The sequence below is a fragment of the Massilia sp. 2TAF26 genome (assembly GCF_052115005.1).
Classification (GTDB): Bacteria; Pseudomonadota; Gammaproteobacteria; order Burkholderiales; family Burkholderiaceae_D; genus Telluria.
Window position 1 is genome coordinate 1 of sequence record NZ_JBFRFV010000158.1, and the last position, 343, is coordinate 343.

Below are 343 nucleotides of genomic sequence, written 5' to 3' on the forward strand. Positions count from 1 at the left end.
AGGAGCCGGTCTCGATCACCGACCAGCGCAACAAGGGCACGCTGGAGCGCCGCGTCGATGCGCATCCTGAACTCAAGGACTTCTACAACGAGCACGACGACTTCACGGTCACCAACAAGGACCGCAACAAGTACAACGAGGCGATGGAAGGCCTGGAGGATTGGGAAAAGGCGCTGCTGAAGGAAGGCAAGCACCTCTACCTGGTCGACTTCAGCAACAAGGGCGGCCTGGTGACGCCGCTGATCCTCGAGATCACGCTCGCCAGCGGCAAGAAGTACGTCGAGCGCGTGCCGGCCGAAGTGTGGCGCTACAACCCGAAGAAGATCACGAAGCTGATCATCAC

General features: G+C 60.1%; 1 pseudogene. It reads left to right on the plus strand.

The window, feature by feature from the left end:
- Positions 1–343 (plus strand): annotated as a pseudogene (locus AB4Z32_RS27935) (aminopeptidase); the annotation flags it as partial.